19 protein-coding genes and 1 other RNA gene are annotated in these 17,565 nt (G+C 59.0%); 19 read left to right on the top strand and 1 reads right to left on the bottom strand.

The window, feature by feature from the left end; translation table 11 throughout:
• Nucleotides 1-25 precede the first annotated feature (25 nt).
• The 12 genes from nrdR to VJ698_RS10375 all read left to right on the top strand — a co-directional run bounded on the left by nrdR (nucleotide 26) and on the right by VJ698_RS10375 (nucleotide 9,345).
• A complete protein-coding gene (gene nrdR, locus VJ698_RS10430; RefSeq protein ID WP_324102688.1) occupies nucleotides 26-496 on the top strand; it encodes a transcriptional regulator NrdR in 471 nt (156 codons plus the stop codon).
• Between the two features lie 106 nt (nucleotides 497-602).
• Nucleotides 603-1,190 carry a type IV pilus modification protein PilV gene (gene pilV / locus VJ698_RS10425; protein WP_324102687.1) on the top strand — a complete coding sequence of 196 codons (588 nt, stop codon included), beginning with the start codon at nucleotides 603-605 and terminating at the stop codon, nucleotides 1,188-1,190.
• Nucleotides 1,187-2,176 carry a PilW family protein gene (locus VJ698_RS10420; RefSeq protein WP_324102686.1) on the top strand — a complete coding sequence of 330 codons (990 nt, stop codon included), beginning with the start codon at nucleotides 1,187-1,189 and terminating at the stop codon, nucleotides 2,174-2,176. The genes pilV and VJ698_RS10420 overlap by 4 nt, the downstream gene beginning before the upstream one ends.
• 77 nt (nucleotides 2,177-2,253) lie before the next feature.
• Nucleotides 2,254-2,895 (top strand): pilus assembly PilX family protein, encoded by a 642-nt coding sequence (locus tag VJ698_RS10415; protein WP_324102685.1) that lies wholly within the window; start codon nucleotides 2,254-2,256, stop codon nucleotides 2,893-2,895.
• Nucleotides 2,849-3,358, top strand: coding sequence for a type IV pilin protein (locus tag VJ698_RS10410; protein ID WP_324102885.1), 510 nt, complete (start codon nucleotides 2,849-2,851; stop codon nucleotides 3,356-3,358). Before VJ698_RS10415 ends, VJ698_RS10410 begins: the two co-directional genes overlap by 47 nt.
• Before the next feature lies 1 nt (nucleotide 3,359).
• Nucleotides 3,360-3,914 carry a GspH/FimT family pseudopilin gene (locus VJ698_RS10405; protein WP_324102683.1) on the top strand — a complete coding sequence of 185 codons (555 nt, stop codon included), beginning with the start codon at nucleotides 3,360-3,362 and terminating at the stop codon, nucleotides 3,912-3,914.
• A gap of 87 nt (nucleotides 3,915-4,001) precedes the next feature.
• Nucleotides 4,002-5,093, top strand: coding sequence for a bifunctional diaminohydroxyphosphoribosylaminopyrimidine deaminase/5-amino-6-(5-phosphoribosylamino)uracil reductase RibD (gene ribD, locus VJ698_RS10400; protein ID WP_324102682.1), 1,092 nt, complete (start codon nucleotides 4,002-4,004; stop codon nucleotides 5,091-5,093).
• A 12-nt stretch (nucleotides 5,094-5,105) separates the two neighbouring features.
• Entirely contained in the window at nucleotides 5,106-5,720 is a 615-nt protein-coding gene (locus VJ698_RS10395) for a riboflavin synthase (RefSeq protein ID WP_324102681.1), read from the top strand.
• 212 nt (nucleotides 5,721-5,932) lie between these two features.
• Nucleotides 5,933-7,048, top strand: coding sequence for a bifunctional 3,4-dihydroxy-2-butanone-4-phosphate synthase/GTP cyclohydrolase II (ribBA, locus tag VJ698_RS10390; RefSeq protein WP_324102680.1), 1,116 nt, complete (start codon nucleotides 5,933-5,935; stop codon nucleotides 7,046-7,048).
• A 133-nt stretch (nucleotides 7,049-7,181) separates the two neighbouring features.
• The gene (ribH, locus tag VJ698_RS10385; protein ID WP_324102679.1) at nucleotides 7,182-7,667 is read left to right on the top strand and encodes a 6,7-dimethyl-8-ribityllumazine synthase; all 486 of its coding nucleotides are present in this window, start codon (nucleotides 7,182-7,184) and stop codon (nucleotides 7,665-7,667) included.
• Nucleotides 7,668-7,670: 3 nt separating this feature from the next.
• Nucleotides 7,671-8,147 carry a transcription antitermination factor NusB gene (gene nusB / locus VJ698_RS10380; protein ID WP_324102678.1) on the top strand — a complete coding sequence of 159 codons (477 nt, stop codon included), beginning with the start codon at nucleotides 7,671-7,673 and terminating at the stop codon, nucleotides 8,145-8,147.
• 28 nt (nucleotides 8,148-8,175) lie between these two features.
• Nucleotides 8,176-9,345 (top strand): pyridoxal phosphate-dependent aminotransferase, encoded by a 1,170-nt coding sequence (locus VJ698_RS10375; RefSeq protein WP_324102884.1) that lies wholly within the window; start codon nucleotides 8,176-8,178, stop codon nucleotides 9,343-9,345.
• 79 nt (nucleotides 9,346-9,424) lie between these two features.
• On the opposite strand, the gene VJ698_RS10370 is transcribed toward VJ698_RS10375, so the two are convergent.
• Nucleotides 9,425-10,363: a transglycosylase SLT domain-containing protein gene (locus VJ698_RS10370; RefSeq protein WP_324102677.1), complete on the bottom strand. Its 939-nt coding sequence runs from the start codon at nucleotides 10,361-10,363 to the stop codon at nucleotides 9,425-9,427.
• 471 nt (nucleotides 10,364-10,834) lie between these two features.
• On the opposite strand from VJ698_RS10370, the gene ubiD reads away from it, so the two are divergent.
• From ubiD to VJ698_RS10335, 7 genes are all read left to right on the top strand, one after another.
• Nucleotides 10,835-12,319 carry a 4-hydroxy-3-polyprenylbenzoate decarboxylase gene (ubiD, locus tag VJ698_RS10365; protein WP_324102676.1) on the top strand — a complete coding sequence of 495 codons (1,485 nt, stop codon included), beginning with the start codon at nucleotides 10,835-10,837 and terminating at the stop codon, nucleotides 12,317-12,319.
• A 71-nt stretch (nucleotides 12,320-12,390) separates the two neighbouring features.
• Nucleotides 12,391-12,489, top strand: an RNA gene (gene ffs / locus VJ698_RS10360) — signal recognition particle sRNA small type.
• A 182-nt stretch (nucleotides 12,490-12,671) separates the two neighbouring features.
• The gene (gene dnaX / locus VJ698_RS10355) at nucleotides 12,672-14,594 is read left to right on the top strand and encodes a DNA polymerase III subunit gamma/tau (protein WP_324102675.1); all 1,923 of its coding nucleotides are present in this window, start codon (nucleotides 12,672-12,674) and stop codon (nucleotides 14,592-14,594) included.
• Nucleotides 14,595-14,615: 21 nt separating this feature from the next.
• Nucleotides 14,616-14,942, top strand: a complete 327-nt coding sequence (locus VJ698_RS10350) for a YbaB/EbfC family nucleoid-associated protein (RefSeq protein WP_324102674.1) — start codon at nucleotides 14,616-14,618, stop codon at nucleotides 14,940-14,942.
• A gap of 84 nt (nucleotides 14,943-15,026) precedes the next feature.
• Entirely contained in the window at nucleotides 15,027-15,623 is a 597-nt protein-coding gene (recR, locus tag VJ698_RS10345) for a recombination mediator RecR (protein ID WP_324102673.1), read from the top strand.
• Nucleotides 15,624-15,632: 9 nt separating this feature from the next.
• A complete protein-coding gene (locus tag VJ698_RS10340; protein ID WP_324102672.1) occupies nucleotides 15,633-16,322 on the top strand; it encodes a hypothetical protein in 690 nt (229 codons plus the stop codon).
• A complete protein-coding gene (locus VJ698_RS10335; RefSeq protein ID WP_324102671.1) occupies nucleotides 16,319-17,563 on the top strand; it encodes a CaiB/BaiF CoA-transferase family protein in 1,245 nt (414 codons plus the stop codon). The genes VJ698_RS10340 and VJ698_RS10335 overlap by 4 nt, the downstream gene beginning before the upstream one ends.
• Nucleotides 17,564-17,565: the final 2 nt, after the last annotated feature.

Here is a 17,565-nt window from a genome sequence, read left to right as displayed (position 1 = left end):
ATCGTTAAACAGAGCAGCTACAAACATGAAATGTCCCTTCTGTCATCATGAAGACACCCAGGTGATCGACACGCGCGTGTCGGAAGAAGGGGACACTATCCGCCGCCGCCGCCGTTGCGCCCACTGCGACAAGCGTTTCACCACCTACGAACGCATCGAACTGACGATGCCCGTCATCGTCAAGAAGAACGGCAGCCGTGCCGAATTTGACCCGGCAAAGCTGCGCGCAAGCCTGATGCTCGCGCTGCGGAAGCGCCCGGTATCCGCTGAAGCGGTCGATGCCGCCATCCATCGTATCGAAGAAAAACTGCTCTCAAGTGGCGCCAGGGAGGTCGTATCCGGCCACATCGGCGAATTGGTCATGCGAGAACTCAAACGCTTGGACAAGATTGCCTATATCCGCTTTGCCTCCGTCTACAAGAGCTTCGAGGATGTGGCGGAATTTCAGGATGCGATCGCTGAAGTCGGTCCCGAAGGCAAAACTCCCGCGAAGTAATTTACCGTAGCGAAAAGGATACTTGCCTTCCTGCGCTTAAAAAGTTGCAGATTTTGCAACATTGATACTCGGACTCGATTCCGCGAACTTTATCGGCACTCAAAACATGAATTGCGATGCGAAGCTTTTTCATAAGGGTTTTTCATTAATTGAAGTGCATATCTCGATCTTCATCCTGTCAATTGGGGTAATTGGTGCCGCAGGCTTGCAACTGGCGGCGTTTCGCGCCGAGCGCCAGGCCGCCATCCAGACGGCTGCGCTTCAACTTGCGACGGAAATCTCGGACGTGGTGCGAGCGATTGGCCGCCGACGTCCGGCAACCGCTGGTTCCAGTCCTGTTACCGGATTGAGTTACCAGTCTGCCTTTGACGGCGATCCGCAAGTGCCGGCAAAGCTGTGCTACTCGGCCAGATGCAACATCGACGAACTCACTGAATTTGAAATTTATGAATGGAAGGCACGTGTGAAAGCATCATTGCCTGGCGGGCGCTTGCTGATATGCCATGACTCCGCGCCGTGGGACAACGGAAAGAAGTCGCTTTCCTGGGCATGCCACGGCGACACGAATGGGCAGGGGCCGCTGGTCGTCAAGCTCGGATGGCAGGCACAAAACCCGGACGGTAGTCCGGCGCGGTCCGAAAACGGCTCGTTTGCACCAGGCCTTGTGATGACCGTTGGCCCAAGCAGGTTATGAACCGGCCCAGCGTTCATCGGCTCCTGAACGTAAGTCAGGATTTCACGCGCCCCGATAGGGGACTGACCCTGGTTGAACTGATGGTGTCGATTGCGCTCGGCCTGATCATTGTCATGGCGACGAGTGCGTTGCTCCTCTCAACAAAAGCCGGCTATCTGCACCAGGACGATGAGGCACGCATACAGGACGCCGGGCGGTTTGCCGTGGATCTCATTGCGCGGTCGTTGCGCACTGCTTCGTTCCGGGACTGGGAATCGACAGAAGCTGCCTCCCGACCGGGACCAGCCGTTTTTGGGCTCGACGCGAGAAGCCTGAGAGGCAGAACGCCCATCATCGATACGCCCGTCGCCAAAGCGATCAATGGCAGCGACGTGCTCGCGATACGATTCTCCGGCGCGGGCTCCGGTGAAAACGGAGATGGAACGATGCTCAATTGCGCGGGCTTCAGCGTATCTGCCGACAGTGCGGCGAATGATGCTGAAGCGTCGCGCGGGTGGAGCATTTTCTATGTCGCCGAAGACACCACTGGCGAATCGGAACTGTATTGCAAGTATCGCGGCGATGATGCGTGGACTTCGCAAGCAGTTGCTCGCGGGGTTGAGTCCTTTCAGGTCCTCTATGGAATCGATACGGATGCCGATGGTTTGCCCGAGCAATTCCTGAACGCGACCGCAATTACCGCTCTCGACAAATCGCTTGGCCTCTCGATCGTGGACGGACGGGATCGCGGTGGCAAGTCGTCCTGGAACAGCGTCGTGGCAGTCAAGTTTGCCCTCCTGATACGCGGTGCCAATAACACGCAAGGCGGGTCCGGTACGACCCAGTACGATCTGTTCGGCAAGGGCTATGCAGACATGCATGCCGCAGCAGATCCCGGAGTGCGGATCAGGGAAGCTTCGCTGCCGGCGTCGGTGAAAGGCCGGCAGCGAAAGATTTTTTCAACAACGATCATGTTGCCTGTTGCCGCCTCGAGAGGCGCAGCATGACTCCGGGCGCTACGATATGCGCGATATATGCTGGCAGGCGATCTCATGCGGCCCGACGACAGTGTGGCGCCGCCCTCGTGGTGACCCTGCTGATGCTGACCGTCGTCATGATGATGGGCATTTCGGCCGCGAATATCGCGCTTCACTCGGAAAAAGCTTCCCGCAACGACCGAGATCGGCAGATCGCCTTCCAGGCGGCTGAAGCGGCCCTCGTTGACGCTGAACTGGATATCCAGGGATCGCCCGATGTGAGGACGACGCGAAGCGTGCTGTTTGACGGCAGGCAGGTAGAGGGATTCACAAAGGAGTGCGGCTTGGGACATGCTGATCTTTACCTCGGGCTATGCACCAGCGACGGCCATGCTGTTCCAGTGTGGCAGGCGGTCGACTTCATGGAATCGGGCTCGCAGTCGCGCTCGGTGCCATATGGCTATTTCACCGGGCAGGACTTCCAGGCGGCGGAAGGATCGCTGCCCGCACGCCTGCCACGTTACATCGTCGAATGGATACCCATGCCGGACGCGGCGCAAGACCCCAATGACATGGACGTCATCCACCTCTACCGTATCACGGCGGTTGGGTTCGGCGTGCGCGACACGACGCAGGTCGCTCTGCAGACGTATTACCGCAAGAACCTTCGGAACCAGAATCAAAGCGGCCGGCTTGGCTGGCGTGAAATGGCCAATTGGGGGGAATTACATGAAGAACCTGTACGATAAGGCGCGGCTGCGCCGGACAGGAAGGACGAATTGCGGATTCACGATCATCGATGTCATGGTCGCGCTCGTCATTGTCGCCATTCTGGGGGTGATCGTGGTCCCCAGCTACCAGGAAGCGGTTCGAAAAGGAAAGAGGGTGGAAGGGCGAACCGCGCTGATGAAACTCCTGCAGCAGGAAGAAGAGTTTTACTCCCAACGTAACAGCTACATCAGGTTTTCCGCCGCATCCACGGAGGAGGATGAAAAGCATTTCAAATGGTATTCAGGGGACACTGCGAAAAGCAGCGCCTACGAGATCAGGGCTGAGCCATGCATGAACGATAGGATTCAGAACTGCGTACAGCTGATCGCGCGCCCTGGTACGGCGAAGGTCGATTCGCGCTTCAAGGATCCCGTCTGCGGCGAGCTGAGTGTCACCAGCACCGGCCTCAGGAACGCAAACAGCCCTGACTGCTGGAGATGAAATGGGGCTTGGATCATGGAAGCAGCGAGCGAATATGAAAGGCGGATTTTCCCTGGTCGAGTTGCTCACGGTGCTCGCCATTGTTGCTGTCACGCTATCCATTGGCGTGCCTGGCTTCTCAGCCTTTCTCAGAAACCAGCAGATTACCTCAGCGACAAATGATTTTCTCGCAGCGATCCGGCTCGCACGATCGGAGGCAATCCAGCGTGGTGCTCGCGTTGATCTGGTCCCTCGGGATCCCGATGGGAGTTGGGCCGGGGGCTGGGTCGTGTTCGTCGACAACAATAATAACCAGAGGCCGGACGCTGGCGAGCGAGTGGTTCTTGCCCATGATGCGGCGCCGAAGGGACTCAGAATCGAGGCAAGACTGACCGATTCAACAGTACAATATCTCGCTTATAACGGCACCGGCCGAAGCCGCACCAATGCGAGCAGCCAGAGAACGCAATTTGGTACATTCACATTCAGGCTGAATGAGCAGGTGCGCAAGATCAAGCTGAATTTTCTTGGCAGTCCGCGTGCATGCAATCCGGCGCGGGAAGGAAGCTCCTGCTAGCGCGGCGGGCAAGGCCGGCAGGGCATTGCAGTGCAATGGTTGCGTGTGCCAATGCATGAACCAAACAACGGATCTCAAACATAACTCGTGGAAATTCATACTGATTCACAGGGCATTGAGCTCGCATTGCAATGGGCGGCAAAAGGGCTTTTCATCACCACTCCCAATCCACGCGTGGGTTGCGTGATTGTGAAGGATGGCCGGATTATCGGTGAAGGCTTTACGCAGCCTGCGGGACAGGCGCATGCCGAAATCCAGGCACTGAATGACGCCGTGAACCGAGGATTTGATGTCCGCGGAGCGACCGTCTACGTTACGCTGGAACCATGCAGTCATTTCGGCAGGACCCCCCCCTGTGCCGATGCGTTGGTGCGTGCCGGTGTGGCAAGGGTGGTTGCCGCAGTGGCAGACCCGAATCCCCTCGTTGCCGGACAAGGTGTGGCGAGGCTGCGCGCGGCTGGGATCGAGGTGGTGTGCGGCATGCTGGAAAACGAGGCGCGGGAAATGAATATCGGGTTCATGTCCCGCATGCAGCGCGGCAAGCCATGGGTCCGGATGAAAGCGGCAGCCAGCCTGGATGGCAAGACTGCATTGCATAACGGCCGTAGCCAGTGGATTACTGGCGAGGCGGCGCGTAACGATGGCCACAGGTGGCGTGCCCGAGCATGTGCCGTACTGACAGGTATCGGCACGGTGCGGGAAGATGATCCGCAGCTTAATGTCAGGGCTATTGAAACGCCGCGCCAGCCGCGCCGCATCGTGATCGATAGCCAGCTCGAGATCAGCCCCGATGCGCGCATCCTTGCCGGCGGCGGAACCTGGATTGCAACGGCGTCCACGAATCCCGAAAAGGAGGCTCGGCTGCGCGAGCGTGGGGCGGAGATCATCCTGCTGCCAAATCCGCGGGGTAAGGTCGACCTGCCTGCGCTGATCCTGGAACTCGGGCGGCGCCAGATCAATGAACTGCACGTCGAGGCTGGCTTCAGGCTGAACGGGTCACTGATTCGCGAGGGTTGCGTCGACGAGTTGCTGCTCTACCTGGCTCCCAGCCTGCTCGGTGACGCGCAAGGCTTGTTCGATCTGCCGGCGCTCGAAAGCCTGGATGGCCGTAAGCAGCTTGCCCTTCATGAAGTCAGGCAAATCGGACAGGATTTGCGTATCCTTGCTCGTTTCATTTGATCGGATTTCACCATGTTTACCGGAATCGTTGCCGCGATCGGCGCCATTACCTCCATCACCCCTTTGGGCAGCCAGCCGGACGCCGGCGTGCGCCTGACCGTTGACGCGGGCGGCCTTTCAATGGCCGACGTATCGCTCGGCGATTCGATTGCGCTCAATGGCGCCTGCATGACCGTTGTAAGCAAGACGGACAAGGGATTCGCTGTCGACGTATCTCGCGAGAGCCTGAATCGTACCGCCGGTCTCGATACGCTGGGCGAAGTGAACCTGGAGAAGGCGCTGACCCTCGCCGACCGGCTCGGCGGCCATCTGGTATCCGGACACGTCGATGGACTCGGGATCGTGCGCAAGTTCGAGCCGGTTGCGGAATCGATGGAGCTGGTTGTCGAAGCGCCGAAGGACCTTGGCAAGTATCTCGCGTACAAGGGATCGATTGTGGTCAATGGCGTGTCATTGACGGTCAATCGTGTGGTCGATACCGCTTCCGGTTGCGAGTTTTCCATTAACCTGATTCCGCACACCGTCGAGGTCACGACCCTGAAGCACCTGAGGCCGGGGACAAAGGTGAACCTGGAAATCGACCTGATCGCGCGTTATGTCGAGCGGATGCTAGGCGCAAAGGACTAGTGCTCAGACACCCGCCAATTTACAGTTCCTGCCAGATACTCGCCGCCAATTGCCCGGCCAAAGGGTAAGCCGAGGTGTGATTGACTGTTAGCAGGGCATTTCATAGGGGTGTAATTCACAAAAAAGCGCAGTGAAGCCCCTAATAGTTTCGCGCCTGAAAGCTTGGGTCGGCGTAAATCCTTTAAAATAGCAGACTACATAGGATCCTAGTCATGGCTATTTCAACAACTCAAGAAATCATTGCCGAGCTGCGCGCGGGCCGCATGGTCATCCTGGTCGATGAAGAAGACCGCGAAAATGAAGGCGACCTTGTTCTCGCTGCGGAATTCGTCACTCCTGAAGCGATCAATTTCATGGCGAAATTCGGGCGCGGCCTCGTTTGCCTGACGTTGACCGAAGAGCGCTGCAACCAGCTCAACCTTCCGATGATGACCCATCGTAACGGGACATCCTACGGCACCAATTTCACGGTTTCGATCGAGGCTGCCGAGGGCGTGACCACAGGTATTTCCGCAGCGGACCGTGCCCGTACCGTCCAGGTCGCGGTAGCGAAGAATGCCAAGCCATCCGATATTGTTCAGCCAGGTCATATTTTCCCCTTGAAGGCTCAAAAGGGCGGGGTGCTGATGCGCGCTGGCCACACCGAGGCAGGCTGCGATTTTGCGGAACTCGCGGGACTGACGCCGGCAGCGGTCATCTGCGAAATCATGAAGGACGACGGAACGATGGCCCGTTTGCCCGACCTGATCGAATTTGCGAAGGAGCATGGCCTGAAGATCGGCACAATTGCCGACCTCATCCACTACCGTAGCCAGACCGAAAGTATCGTCGACCGCATTGCGGAACGCACAATGCATACAGTGCATGGTTCGTTCAGGGCCATTGCCTACCGTGATAAGCCGAGCGGCAGCGCACACCTTGCGTTGGTGCATGGCGATGTCAAACCGGAACTCGAAACTCTCGTTCGCGTTCACCAGCCGGTTTCCATCCTTGACCTGCTGGAAACCCAGGCCACTACGCATTCCTGGAACATGGCTTCGGCAATGGCGGCCGTTAAATCGTCGGATCGCGGCGTGGTGGTCCTGCTCAATTGCGAAGAGTCCGCGGAGCAGATGTTTGCCCAATTCGAGGCGCTGAATTCGCCGGCAGATGTTCGTCCCCAGCCGCGTGCATCGCGCATGGACCTGCGAACCTACGGTATTGGCGCGCAAATCCTGAAGGACTTGGGCGTTGGAAAGATGAAACTGCTGGCCAATCCGCGCAAAATGCCCTCGATGACCGGCTTCAATCTCGAAGTCGTCGGTTACCAGGACAAGCCGGCAGGCTGATTCGCTGCTTTTGCTGACGCAAATAGCTGCTACATTTCTCTAATAACAAACGCGCCGTGCGTCGTCCGGTTTTCCGGAGGACGCATGGAGCACATTTTAACGAGCGAGCGCGATTGCGCATGAAGGAACAACCATGACCGTAGGAACTTACGAAACCAATCTGAGCGGCGAAGGTGTGCGTGTGGGCATCGTGCAATCCCGGTTCAATGAAGACGTTTGCCACGGGCTCCTGTCTTCGTGCCTGGCCGAACTGAAGCACCTCGGCGTGGCAGACGAAGACGTGCTGCATGTTACTGTTCCCGGCGCGCTGGAAATCCCGTTCGCCTTGCAGAAAATGGCTGAGACCCAGCAGTTCGATGCGTTGATCGCCATCGGTGCAGTGATCCGCGGCGAAACCTATCATTTCGAGCTGGTCTCCAACGAATCCGGTGCCGGCATCACGCGCGTCGGGCTGGATTTCGGCATTCCTATCGCCAATGCGGTGCTGACGACGGATACCGATGAACAGGCTGAAGCGCGCATGGCTGAAAAGGGCGCCGACGCTGCGCGCGTGGCGGTCGAGATGGCAAACCTTGCCATTGCGCTGGAAGATCTCGCCGAAGCAACCGAGGAAGAGTAAGTAATGACACAAAAGACTGTTCACGCCAATCCCAACAAAAATCGTACACCGCGCCACCGGGCGCGTGAATTTGCGCTGCAAGGGCTGTATCAGTGGCTGCTGAACAACGAGGATGCCGGCGCAATCGATGCACATATTCGCGAGGCACACGGATTTGACAAGGCCGATGCCGAGCATTTCGATGCGCTCCTGCACGGAGCGATCAGGCAGGCAGCGACGCTCCGCGAAGGGCTGGCGCCCTTGATCGACCGTCCAATCGACCAGTTGTCGCCAGTCGAACATGCGGCCCTCCTGATCGGCGCCTATGAACTCAATAACCATCTGGAAATCCCCTACAAGGTGGTAATTAACGAAGCAGTCGAGCTGACCAAGTCATTCGGTGGGATCGACGGGCACAAGTATGTCAACGGCGTGCTTGACAGGTTTGCGGCTAAGGTGCGCAACGTTGAAGTGGATGGTGCGAAAAGGCGTTCGGAATAACGGCGAGACGTACATCCAGATTGTAAATATGACACCCATTCTCGCTTCGCGACTGGCGAATATAGCGCCGTTCCACGTGATGGAGCTGGCGAAAAGGGCGGCAGAACTCGAGCACCAAGGCCGTTCGATTATCAACATGGGCATCGGCGAGCCTGACTTCACCGCTGCGCAACCCGTGGTCGACGCGGCTGCGCGCGCCATGGCGATCGGTAAACTCCAATACACCTCGGCGCTCGGCATTCCGCCGTTGCGGGAAGCCATTGCGGAACATTACCGTCGCGTGTACGGACTGAATATTGCGCCGTCGCGCATTGTCGTCACAGCCGGCGCATCCGCGGCACTCCTGCTTGCCTGCGCGGCGCTGGTGGAACCGGGTACAGAAGTGCTGATGCCCGACCCATCCTATCCTTGCAATCGCCATTTCGTGGCTGCGTTTGAAGGCGCCGCAAAGCTGATTCCGAGCGGACCGCAGGACCGGTTCCAATTGTCCGACGTCATGGTGCGGGAGCATTGGACACCGGCCACGCGCGGGGTTCTGCTGGCGTCGCCCTCCAATCCAACCGGCACTTCCATTCCGCACGCCGAACTGGCGCGTATCGTCAGCAGCGTGCGCGAGCGGAACGGGTTCACGATTGTCGACGAAATCTACCAGGGGCTGACTTATGACGGGGAGCCGTTTTCTGCCTTGTCGCTGGGCGAGGACGTGATCGTCATCAATAGCTTTTCCAAGTATTTCAACATGACTGGCTGGCGTCTGGGCTGGCTGGTCGTGCCGGAAGAAATGGTGCCGCAGGTGGAAAAGCTGGCGCAAAACCTGTTCATCTGCGCCTCCAGCATCGCCCAGCATGCTGGCGTCGCCTGTTTTTCGCCAGAAGCAATCTCGATTTACGAGGAGCGCAAGGCAGAATTCAGGCGCCGCCGGGATTATATTGTGCCGGCCCTGCGTGAAATCGGCTTCACGGTGCCCGTTACGCCCGACGGAGCCTTCTATGTTTATGCGGATTGCTCGGGGCTTGCGGACGATGCGGATCGGCTGACGATCGATATGCTTAACCAGGCGGGCGTGGTGCTCGTCCCAGGGTTGGACTTCGGCCCGTACACGGCCCGTCAGTACATTCGACTGTCTTATGCGACCTCGATGGAGAACCTGCAAGAGGCGATCACCCGGCTAAAACGGTTTTTCGCAGAAAGACCCTGACGACATCCTCTTATGAGGACCTGCAAAGAAAAAGGAGCCTGCGGGCTCCTTTTTCTTTGGTATGTAATTCAGCGGTGAGTCAGAGCGAAGGGATCTGGTCTGCCTTTGCCAGATGGTCTTCCTGCCCTTCCAGTTTGGCGGATTCCTCAGCCGATTCTGTCTTGCGTTCCAGGCGAGGTTTGCCGGAACTGGCTGATGTCGAGAAAGCCGGTACTTTCTTTCCCATCGCCACTTCTTTCAGGCGGCGATATTCCGCCAGCACCTTTGCGCCATAGCCCGAATCGGAGTCGGACGCGCCCGCTCCGACGTAGAGCTTCAGTCCTGCCTCCACCGAACCGCCACGCGTGACATAGTCTTTGAGGATCAGCGAACCGACGCGGATGTTTGCAACAGGATTCAGCGCCGCCTTCACGCCGCCGAGTTCCGCAAACTTGTCGTGGTGCACTTTGGCCATCACCTGCATCAGGCCTTGTGCGCCGACCGGGCTCTCCGCAAACGGATTGAAGCCGGATTCGATCGCCATGACTGACAGGATGAGCAGCGGGTCAAGCTTGATTTCCTTGGCCGTCATGTAAGCGGCGGATACCAGCATGTTGGTGGCATCAGTCGCGACGCGGTAACGCTTGGACAGCCAGCTCGTCACCCATTGTTGCTGGCGGCTGTTGCCGGTTGCTTCTTCCGTGGCAACTGCCGTTGCTGCATGGCTCGCAGCCGTCGCCTTTGCGGTGGACGGCGCCGGTGCGTCAAGTGCCGCGGTATCTTCCGGTGCTTCGTCGACGGTGTCATCCGCGCTCGCTTCGGCAAACGGCGACAGCTCCTTCAGCTGGTCGGCGATTTCCGGCTTGACGAACATCAGGCCAAGGGCGGCGATGGCGACGATCCCCAGTACAAGCAAGGTGTGGTGCGCGGTCGTAATGAAGCCGCTGACGGTGTCGCGGGCGAAAACCGCCCAGGCGGCCGACTGGCTGGCTGTTTTTCGGGTAACGTCGAATGTTGCCCTGATAAATCGATTTAACATTGAACCTCCTAATCGTCGCGGCATGCGAAGAACCCACTACAAAGCCTTGTAGATTCTTGTGAATGCCGTGAATCGGTCATCGTCTGTTGCCGCACATGGCGCGCGGCCAACAGACGCCGGAATTGTTTGCTTCAAGGCTGATGGCTGCGCAAGGGCGCCGGATCAGCAGCAAACAACTTGTTCGGGGAGAAGGCAGACGCCTTTTGGAAACACTCCTTAAAATGTTATATGGGCCCCGACCCCGTGGATGATGAGGACTTTTGGTGCCGCGCCTTCACTCCCCAGGCGGGCGTCCTCATCGAGTTGGGCAAATTTTAGGGGGCTGTTTATATCAAGTCAATACTATCAAATCGACTTTTTATAACTTTTGAATCTTAATATATCGCTGCACTGCAACAGAAAATCAATAAAATCAACTACTTGGGCTTGCAATTTAAAAATAGAACAAGCGCTGTAACTTTGTGAAAAATCATGAAATATTCCGATCTACGGGATTTTATTTCCCAATTGCAACAATTGGGCGAATTAAAGCATGTCCCTGTGCCGGTTTCACCGTATCTTGAGATGACCGAGATCTGCGACAGGACGCTGCGCGCGGGTGGCCCGGCGCTGCTTTTCGACAGGCCGGCCGGGCATTCCATCCCGGTGTTGGGCAATCTATTCGGCACGACGCGTCGTGTGGCATTGGGAATGGGCGCGGAAGATGTCAGCGAGCTGCGGCGCATCGGTCATGTGCTTGCAACGCTGAAGGAGCCGGAGCCGCCGAAGGGGTTCAAGGACGTCGTCGGCATGAGCTCGATGTTGAAGGCCTTGTGGGATATGGCGCCGAAGGAGCATCGCTCTGCGCCATGCCAGGAGATCGTCTGGGAGGAGAATGATGTCGATCTCGCCCGGCTGCCGATCCAGCATTGCTGGCCAGGCGATGTCGCTCCCCTGATCACATGGGGGCTGGTAGTCACCAAGGGGCCACACAAGAAACGGCAGAACCTCGGCATCTATCGCCAACAGGTGATCGGGCGTAACAAGGTCATCATGCGCTGGTTGGCGCATCGGGGCGGAGCCCTGGATTTTCGGGAGCATTGCATCGTCAACCGCGGCAAGCCGTATCCGATCGCAGTGGCGCTCGGCGCGGATCCCGCCACCATTCTGGGTGCGGTGACTCCGGTGCCGGACACGCTGTCCGAGTATCAGTTCGCGGGTCTCTTGCGCGGCAGCCGAACCGATCTGGTCAAGGCCATCGGCAGTGAATTGCGCGTGCCGGCGTCTGCCGAGATCGTACTGGAGGGACATATCAATCCGGATCCGTCGCACCCGAGCGGCTATGAGCATGCGCTGGAAGGTCCGTACGGCGACCACACTGGTTATTACAATGAGCAGGACTGGTTCCCGGTGTTTACGATCGACCGTATCACGATGCGTCGCGATCCAATCTATCACTCTACGTATACAGGCAAACCGCCGGATGAGCCGGCGATCCTGGGCGTGGCGCTCAACGAAGTGTTTGTGCCTTTGCTGCAGAAGCAATTCCCGGAAATTACCGATTTCTATCTGCCGCCCGAAGGCTGCAGCTACCGGATGGCGCTGGTGCAGATGAAGAAGTCCTATCCGGGACATGCGAAGCGGGTGATGTTCGGTGTCTGGAGCTTCCTGCGCCAGTTCATGTATACGAAGTTCATCGTGGTGGTCGATGAGGACGTCAATGTCCGCGACTGGAAGGAAGTGATCTGGGCCATCACCACACGCGTCGATCCGGCGCGCGATACCACGCTGGTGGAGAATACGCCGATCGATTATCTCGACTTCGCGTCCCCCATCAGCGGCCTTGGCGGCAAAATGGGCATTGACGCCACCAATAAGTGGCCCGGCGAGACACAAAGGGAATGGGGCAGGGCGATTTCGATGAGCGATGAGGTGAAGGCGAAGGTCGACCGCATCTGGCAGGAGCTGGGTATCTGAGGCTTCTGGGATGGGGCGGCGAGCCTGAAATGCACGGGCGGGCCGAACGCTTTGCTGTTAGAATAGCGGTCGGCGGGCCCCTGCGCATTGTGGCATGGTCAACCTGGTCAGGTCGGGAACGAAGCAGCCAAAGCCATTTCCCGCAAGTGCCGCAGACAAGGCTCGCCCCTTTCCCCTCTTTCTCCTCCCTGAATTTTCTGTTGCGCCGGATTGCCAATTCTGTGGCGGGCAGGAACCACATTGCATGATCGATATTTTCCCTTTATCGAACTGCGTATCCGTCATCTATAACTTGCATCATGTCAGGTAAAATGCCGCGTATCGTCAACCGCCGTCGTTAGCCATCGCTACCATGTCCTATCAAGTTCTCGCCCGCAAGTATCGCCCCAGGAGCTTTGAGACGCTCGTCGGGCAGGAGCACGTCGTGCGGGCGTTGACGCACGCGCTGGAGCAGAAACGCCTGCACCACGCCTATCTGTTCACCGGCACGCGCGGCGTGGGCAAGACGACCTTGTCGCGCATCCTGGCGAAGTCGCTCAATTGCGAATCCGGCATTACGGCCACTCCTTGCGGAACCTGCGAGGCGTGCGCAGCGATTGATGCAGGCCGTTTCGTCGATTACATCGAAATGGACGCTGCCTCGAACCGCGGTGTCGACGAGATGGCGCAACTGCTGGAGCAGGCGGTCTACGCCCCGTCCAATGCGCGTTTCAAGGTCTACATGATCGACGAAGTCCACATGCTGACCAACCACGCCTTCAATGCGATGCTGAAGACGCTGGAAGAACCGCCCGAGCATGTGAAGTTCATCCTGGCAACGACTGATCCGCAGAAGATTCCGGTTACCGTGCTGTCGCGTTGCCTGCAGTTCAATTTGAAGCAGATGCCGCCCGGTCATATCGTCGGGCATCTGGATAACATTCTCGGTCAGGAAGGTATCGAGTTCGAGCCGCCGGCATTGCGTTTGCTTGCGCAAGGGGCGCATGGCTCGATGCGCGACGCGCTGTCGCTGACCGATCAAGCCATTGCCTATGCTGCCGGCAAGGTAACGCTGGAGTCCGTGCAGGGCATGCTCGGCGCACTGGACCAGTCCTACCTCATCCGCGTGCTCGATGCATTGGCTGCAAAAGATGGCGCGGGATTGCTTGCCGTGGCTGATGAAATGGCGACGCGCAGCCTGTCCTACAGCGCCGCGTTGCAGGATCTGGGAACCTTGTTGCACCGGATTGCGCTGGCGCAAACCGTGCCAGCCGCGCTGCCGGATGATGTGCCGGAACGGGAAGACATTCTCCGACTGGCGCAATCATTCGACGTGGAAGATGTGCAATTGTTTTACCAGATTGCAGTACATGGACGGAATGAGCTGAGTCTTGCACCGGACGAATATGCCGGCTTTTCGATGACTTTGCTGCGGATGCTGGCTTTCCGCCCGGGGCTGGGCGGTGCCGAAGCACGTCCCGCGATGCCGGCACCGGCGGTTACTGCATCTGCTCCGACTGCCAGGGCTGCTGCCGCAGCGCCCCAGGCTGTGCCTGCTCGTGCCGCCGCTCCCGCTCCGGCGGCACGGCCCAGCGGCGGAATGAGTCCTGCACGCGCGGCATTGGAAGCGGCACGCAATGCAGGCAAGCCGCAAGCTGCGGCGCCGACACCCGCAAGACCGGCACCGGCATCGATTCCGCCATGGGAGAATGAGCCGCCGCCGGCAATCGAACGCGATGCATACGATTCTGCCGAGGCAGGGGCTCAAAAAAAAACTGAACGGCAATCATCCCGGATAGACGGCAGCGAAAGCACGCTGGTGGTGGAAGAGGCGCCGCCCGCAGCCCAGGTTGAAGCCGTCAAGCCAACCGAGCGGCCAAGGCCGATGGCGCTCCTGCCAGTGCCTTCGCTGAACTGGGATGGCAACTGGCCGGCGCTTGCGGCATCCTTGCCCTTGCGCGGCGTGGCACAGCAACTTGCGCAGCAGAGCGAGTTGATGAAGTGCGAAGATGCCGGTGCCGGCGTGCAGATGCACCTTCGCATTCCCATCGAAACCTTGTGCTCGGCAGGCAGCGTCGACAAGCTGGCGGCTGCATTGTCCGAACACTTTACAAAACCGGTGCGAGTCACCACGGAAATCGGGGCAGTGGAACAGACCGCCAATGCCCATGCAACGGCGGAGCGCGAGGCGCGGCTGCGCCAGGCGGAAGAGTGCTTGCAGAGCGATCCCTTCGTGCAGACCTTGATGCGCGAGTTCGGCGCAACCATCGTGCCGGGATCGGTCAAACCCATTTAACCAACGATCAGGAGTATCACCATGATGAAGGGCCAACTGGCCGGGCTGATGAAGCAGGCCCAGGCAATGCAGGACAACATGAAGAAGATGCAGGAGCAGCTAGCGGCGATCGAGGTCGAAGGACAATCCGGCGCGGGCATGGTCAAGGTCGTGATGACCTGCAAGAACGACGTCAAGCGCGTGTCCATCGACCCGTCGCTGCTCGGCGACGACAAGGACATGCTGGAAGACCTCGTGGCCGCCGCGTTCAACGATGCCGTGCGCAAGGCGGAAGCGACGTCTCAGGAAAAAATGGCGGGCATGACCTCTGGCTTGCCCTTGCCGCCGGGCTTCAAGCTGCCGTTCTGATTGGCAATCGGTTTTGTGGCTGCCGCAAGGGAAAAGCGCTTGCGCGGCCGCTCGGCTTCATGCCGGTGACAGAGAAAACAATTGGTGAAAACTCCCTCCAGCCTTGAATTCCTCACGGAAGCTTTGCGTCGCCTTCCCGGCGTGGGGCCGAAGTCAGCGCAGCGCATGGCTTACCACCTGATGCAGCATGATCGCGACGGCGCAGCCATGCTCGGCCGCGCGCTCACGCAGGCGGTGGAGCGCATCCGCCATTGTGCCAAGTGCAATACCTTTACCGAAAACGAGATCTGCGAAACCTGCATGGATACGGCACGCGATGCGAGTTTGCTCTGCGTGGTCGAGACGCCGGCGGACCAGCTGATGATCGAGCAGACGCTGACATACAAGGGCCTGTACTTCGTGCTGATGGGACATCTGTCGCCGCTCGACGGCATCGGGCCGAAGGACATCCATCTCGAAAAATTGATCGCGCGCGCCACCGACGGCGTGGTCAACGAGGTGGTGCTGGCGACCAATTTCACGAATGAAGGGGAGGCGACGGCGCATTACATCAGCGAGACGCTGAAGGCGCGCGGCCTGAAGGTGAGCCGTCTTGCGCGCGGCGTGCCGGTCGGCGGCGAACTTGAATACGTGGATGCAGGAACGATAGCGCGCGCGATGCTGGACCGCCGCTCGACCTGACGCTTTCCTTTGCGGATCGACCCGGCAATGTTTGTCCATACGCCAGAAAACCAGGGTTGGCTCCGCGCCCGATGGCTGGCACTGGTGACGCATCTCGATGCAGACCGGATTGCCGCGGACGCAGCCTGGGATGCGCTGGTCAGGCACTACTCCGAGTCGCATCGCGCCTATCACAATCTCTCCCACATCATGGCCATGCTGCGCCACGCCGATGCTGAGCGTCAGTATATGAGCCAGCCCGAGGTCGTCGAACTGGCGACCTGGTTCCACGACATCATCTACGACACGCATGCGGCCGATAATGAAGCGCGCAGCGCCTCATGGGCACATCATGCGATGCAGGCCATGCGTATCGATGCGTCATTGATCGTGCCGGTCGAGCAGTGCATCCTCGCGACACAGAAACATGAAACATGGCCGAAAGCGAGCGGCGATCTTCATCTGTTTCTGGACCTCGACCTTGCCATACTCGGCAGTTCCCTCGAGACGTATCGACACTACAGCCAGGCGGTTCGTGCCGAATACAGCTGGGTTCCGCTGCAGGCCTATTGTGCGGGCCGCAGTGAGATACTGCGGCGTTTCGTTGCACGCTCCTCGCTGTTTTTCACACCATCGATGCTCGCCCGCTTCGAGGCGCCGGCACGGCATAACATCGCGTGGGAATTAAAAGAATTATCGTCTTTGCAAACAGGGAAATGACAGACAAGACCTCCTCCGGCCCGCTGGCGGGCATCAAGGTACTGGAACTCGGGACGCTGATCGCCGGGCCGTTCTGTTCACGCATTCTTGCCGAGTTCGGCGCCGAAGTGATCAAGATTGAATCGCCCGATGGCGGCGATCCGATCCGGCAGTGGCGCGTACTGAAGGACGGCACTTCGCTCTGGTGGTCGGTTCAGTCGCGCAACAAGAAGAGTGTGACGCTGAACATGAAGGAGCCGCGCGGCCAGGAAATCGCGAGGCGCCTCGCACTGGATGCGGACATCATCATCGAGAACTACCGCCCCGGCGTGCTGGAAAAATGGGGTGTTGGCTACGAAGACCTGAAGAAGGTCAATCCGGCGACCATCATGGTCCGCCTCTCGGGTTACGGCCAGAGCGGGCCGATGAAGGACTTGCCGGGTTTCGGCGCAATCGCGGAATCGATGGGCGGTATGCGTTATGTCTCGGGCCATCCGGACCGGCCGCCCGTGCGCATCGGTATTTCCATCGGCGATTCACTCGCAGCTTTGCACGGCGTGATCGGCGCCATGATGGCCTTGCGCCACCGTGATGTCACAGGCGGGCGCTGGAACGGAAAGACGGGCGCGGCATGTGTTGCGGGGCAGGGGCAGATGGTGGACGTGGCGTTGTATGAAGCGGTCTTCAACATGATGGAGTCGCTGGTGCCGGAATACGACTATGCCGGCGTGGTGCGCGAGCGGACGGGCGGCTCACTGCCGGGCATCGTGCCGTCGAACACATACACGACCAGCGATGGCGAGAACATCGTCATCGCCGGCAATGGCGATGCGATCTTCAAGCGCCTGATGCTTGCCATAGGGCGCGACGACATGGCGAATGATCCGCAGCTGGCACGCAACGATGGGCGGGTGCCGCGCACCGCGGAAATCGATGGCGCGATCCAGGCATGGTGCGACACGCAAACCATTGACAGCGCCTTGTCCATCCTGAAGGCAGCCGATGTCCCGGTGGGGAAGATCTATTCGGTGCGCGACATGCTGAGCGATCCGCAGTTCCTCGCGCGCCGCATGTTCGAGCAGCATGCATTCGGCGACGGCACGCCCATCAAGCTTCCGGCCATCACGCCCAAGCTGTCGGAGACGCCCGGTGAGACGAAATGGCTCGGCCCGGCGCTGGGCGAGCACACCTCTGAAGTCTTGCGCGGTCTGGGGTATGATGATGCGCACATCGCGCAATTAAGACACGATCACGTCATATAGGG

The sequence above is a fragment of the Noviherbaspirillum sp. genome, assembly GCF_035254685.1.
Classification (GTDB): domain Bacteria; phylum Pseudomonadota; class Gammaproteobacteria; order Burkholderiales; family Burkholderiaceae_D; genus Noviherbaspirillum.
Note: the sequence above shows the minus strand (reverse complement) of the source record. Positions and strands in the feature narration are given on the sequence as shown.

What these genes read in the sequence shown, in the direction of transcription:
- nrdR (WP_324102688.1), top strand. Translation starts at nt 26, where the DNA reads ATGAAATGTCCCTTCTGTCATCATGAAGACACCCAGGTGATCGACACG.
- pilV (WP_324102687.1), top strand. Translation starts at nt 603, where the DNA reads ATGAATTGCGATGCGAAGCTTTTTCATAAGGGTTTTTCATTAATTGAA.
- VJ698_RS10420 (WP_324102686.1), top strand. Translation starts at nt 1,187, where the DNA reads ATGAACCGGCCCAGCGTTCATCGGCTCCTGAACGTAAGTCAGGATTTC.
- VJ698_RS10405 (WP_324102683.1), top strand. Translation starts at nt 3,360, where the DNA reads ATGGGGCTTGGATCATGGAAGCAGCGAGCGAATATGAAAGGCGGATTT.
- VJ698_RS10395 (WP_324102681.1), top strand. Translation starts at nt 5,106, where the DNA reads ATGTTTACCGGAATCGTTGCCGCGATCGGCGCCATTACCTCCATCACC.
- ribBA (WP_324102680.1), top strand. Translation starts at nt 5,933, where the DNA reads ATGGCTATTTCAACAACTCAAGAAATCATTGCCGAGCTGCGCGCGGGC.
- ribH (WP_324102679.1), top strand. Translation starts at nt 7,182, where the DNA reads ATGACCGTAGGAACTTACGAAACCAATCTGAGCGGCGAAGGTGTGCGT.
- nusB (WP_324102678.1), top strand. Translation starts at nt 7,671, where the DNA reads ATGACACAAAAGACTGTTCACGCCAATCCCAACAAAAATCGTACACCG.
- VJ698_RS10375 (WP_324102884.1), top strand. Translation starts at nt 8,176, where the DNA reads ATGACACCCATTCTCGCTTCGCGACTGGCGAATATAGCGCCGTTCCAC.
- VJ698_RS10370 (WP_324102677.1), bottom strand. Translation starts at nt 10,363, where the DNA reads ATGTTAAATCGATTTATCAGGGCAACATTCGACGTTACCCGAAAAACA.
- ubiD (WP_324102676.1), top strand. Translation starts at nt 10,835, where the DNA reads ATGAAATATTCCGATCTACGGGATTTTATTTCCCAATTGCAACAATTG.
- dnaX (WP_324102675.1), top strand. Translation starts at nt 12,672, where the DNA reads ATGTCCTATCAAGTTCTCGCCCGCAAGTATCGCCCCAGGAGCTTTGAG.
- VJ698_RS10350 (WP_324102674.1), top strand. Translation starts at nt 14,616, where the DNA reads ATGATGAAGGGCCAACTGGCCGGGCTGATGAAGCAGGCCCAGGCAATG.
- VJ698_RS10335 (WP_324102671.1), top strand. Translation starts at nt 16,319, where the DNA reads ATGACAGACAAGACCTCCTCCGGCCCGCTGGCGGGCATCAAGGTACTG.